This is a genomic window from Thermosyntropha lipolytica DSM 11003, assembly GCF_900129805.1.
GTDB classification, from domain to species: Bacteria; Bacillota; Syntrophomonadia; order Syntrophomonadales; family Syntrophomonadaceae; genus Thermosyntropha; species Thermosyntropha lipolytica.
In genome coordinates this window covers 1-2,388 of the sequence record NZ_FQWY01000075.1, presented here as the reverse complement: position 1 = coordinate 2,388, position 2,388 = coordinate 1, and the positions used below count along the sequence as shown (strand labels likewise).

General features: G+C 45.2%; 4 protein-coding genes. 3 read left to right on the top strand and 1 reads right to left on the bottom strand.

Annotated elements, in window-relative coordinates; genetic code table 11:
• Both BUB92_RS10965 and BUB92_RS10960 read left to right on the top strand, forming a co-directional pair.
• On the top strand, positions 1 to 184 hold a 184-nt coding region (locus tag BUB92_RS10965), incomplete at its 5' end, for a zinc ribbon domain-containing protein (RefSeq protein WP_143156959.1).
• Positions 185 to 380: 196 nt separating this feature from the next.
• Positions 381 to 602, top strand: coding sequence for a hypothetical protein (locus BUB92_RS10960; protein WP_143156958.1), 222 nt, complete (start codon positions 381 to 383; stop codon positions 600 to 602).
• Between the two features lie 158 nt (positions 603 to 760).
• Here BUB92_RS10960 and BUB92_RS11620 read toward each other — a convergent pair whose 3' ends face one another.
• Positions 761 to 1,639: a gamma-glutamylcyclotransferase family protein gene (locus BUB92_RS11620; protein WP_073093590.1), complete on the bottom strand. Its 879-nt coding sequence runs from the start codon at positions 1,637 to 1,639 to the stop codon at positions 761 to 763.
• Positions 1,640 to 2,255: 616 nt separating this feature from the next.
• Here BUB92_RS11620 and BUB92_RS12060 point away from each other — a divergent pair.
• A partial coding sequence (locus BUB92_RS12060) for an Rpn family recombination-promoting nuclease/putative transposase (protein WP_143156957.1) occupies positions 2,256 to 2,388 on the top strand: 133 nt, incomplete at its 3' end.

Below are 2,388 nucleotides of genomic sequence, written 5' to 3'. Positions count from 1 at the left end.
CGGCTCAAAACTGATAATTGCTCCCAGATTTTATCCATCAAGTAAAAAATGCAGCAGTTGTGGTTACATTCTTCCCGAATTAAAACTCTCAACCAGACAGTGGGAATGTCCGGAATGTGGAGCGAAACATGATAGAGACATTAATGCAGCTATAAACCTTATGCAGTATGCAAATATTGCATAAACATGAGTACCGCAAGTTCTGCGGGAATTAACGCCTGTGGAGATTGGCTCTGCGGCGGAACGGGAAACCGGTCTACGAGCACCCGGTCTATGAAACAGGAAGCCTGGAGTAGATATTTTTCTATGAAAGGTGGAACGGTATAGAGCCAGAGACTATGGCGGAGCTAAGAAAGCTTGTGGAGGTTTATTACCAGAGAATGCAGGAAATAGGCCATGTGGACATTGTTCGCAGCATAGTCTTTGATAATGTTGGAGCAGAAGAAGGTCTGCCGCTGGTGATTGCCGATGCGGCTGAACATATAATGGTAGCTCTGTTATATAAGCGTATTTTCGACCTCGAATGGGCAGACCTCATTGCCGCACTGTTTACCCTGCTTTACCGGGATTTAAAGGAAAAGCAACCTAATAAAGAGATTTAGCCGGTGAGAAGAGATCGGAAGCTAACCGGCACAGCTGCCAGGCTGGGCGGTCATTTCGCCAGGCGCATAATATAGGTAGGGACAATATCCCTAATAAATGGATAGTCGCTGCCGATTAGTAATTGGACAGTAATGGTTGCTCTTGGTTAGCCTCCCTTTCATAATTCGTAATTGCCGGAGTGTCTTGCGATTTCGTGCAGAAAGACCTGGGTTCGGTATGGTTCCGGGAGCCAGTGCGAACCCTTCCGCAGTTCTTCAGCATAGCTTAGGCTCACCGGATACCAGGTATCTGTTACCATATCCGGATGGGCTAGATAGGTGATTACTTCCGTAAGTATCGCATCTTCTCCATGGATTTTGACCTTTAGGGTTGTCCGCTCATAATGGTGAGGATAGCCTTCACGCCTATCAAGGTATTCGAGCCCGGCATCACTTATCTGGTATATAAGGCCAAATACGCTGTTTCCTAGCTGAGGCATCAGGTTGGCATACACACTACTGCCGTCGGCGGCTATTTTATTAAGGGCAAAACGATAGCCTGCTAGCTCACCAATAGCCAGAGGACAGAATTCGCTGCTTTGACCATGCTCGAACAGACGGCTGCCTGGGCCGTTATGCAGGCAAGAGCCATAGGCAAAGTAAAGGTAAGGATATTTATGACCCCACCGTCGGTTTTGCACTCGCCTTGCCCCATCAGGAAGAGCCCGGGAGGCCCAGCGGTAAGTCCAGGCCAGGCAGTGTTCGCCCTTGATAGTTTGAACAGTGACTATTTCCCGCTCATACAGGTTGTCCTTCCCCGGTCCGGAATAGCCTTCCAGATCGTCCAGGACAGACATTGCTTCCCGCACATCGCTTAGTTCGATCAGTTCACCGAAGACTAAGCCGTTACCGGAAACAAGGGCGGGATAGCCGTAGGGCAAATCATACAGGATGCCTTTAATATATGCGGGAGTAATCCTTAGAGCGTAGTCTGAGATAATATGGTGGTTTATTTCCCCCTGCATTAAGGTTCCGTAAACAAAAACCTGATTGATCATCGTTCATGCCTCCATTCTTTATTAAAAAACTTCCGAATCTAAAGCTTTTTGAAATTAAATAGTTATGCTTTTTTTAAAAGCTGACAAAAGTGCCTCGCTTTGTTATTAAAGATTATCACATCAGCTCTATTTTCTCCAAAGGTGGGAGGATTAGCCAGCTATCACAAAAAGGATACATTTTTTGTGACTTAAAAGTTATCACCTGTTGATTTTACAATTTGCCCATCTCATATCCTAAAAAGCCAAAAATGACAGAAAATCAGTAGTTAGGGAAAAATTTTAATGGTAAAATATAACTGTAAACAATTGCCCCCTGATCTGTCCCGCTGCCGAAAAATAGGGGGATAGAAGCCTTTAAACAGGTATGAAGGGTTCATATTTAGTTCCTGTGAATTTTCTCCCCCGCAAAATAGGGTTTAAGCCCTTGCCAGATGGGGCTTACAGAAGGCAGGGTTACAAAACCTAATCCCCGTCAGGGGACGGAAACCAAGAACAAACCCCTCCACATGGGCATGGTCAGTTACAAGTTACAAAACCAAATCCCCGTAAGGGGACGGCAGTTATTGAAAAGTTTTTTTACCTAATAGATACCTGATATACAGGAAGGAGCCCTTTTATGGGAGAAATAAACATCCATGACCGGTTTTTCAAAAAATACCTGGAAAATCCCCGCATAGCAGGGAGTTTTCTCTCCTACATCCTGCCGGAGGGAATAAAAAAGATAGCTGATCTATCAAACCTTACTTCCA

Bases quoted from the DNA above. Each gene is read 5' to 3' on its own strand.
- BUB92_RS11620 (WP_073093590.1), bottom strand. From the start codon at position 1,639: ATGATCAATCAGGTTTTTGTTTACGGAACCTTAATGCAGGGGGAAATA.
- BUB92_RS10960 (WP_143156958.1), top strand. From the start codon at position 381: ATGCAGGAAATAGGCCATGTGGACATTGTTCGCAGCATAGTCTTTGAT.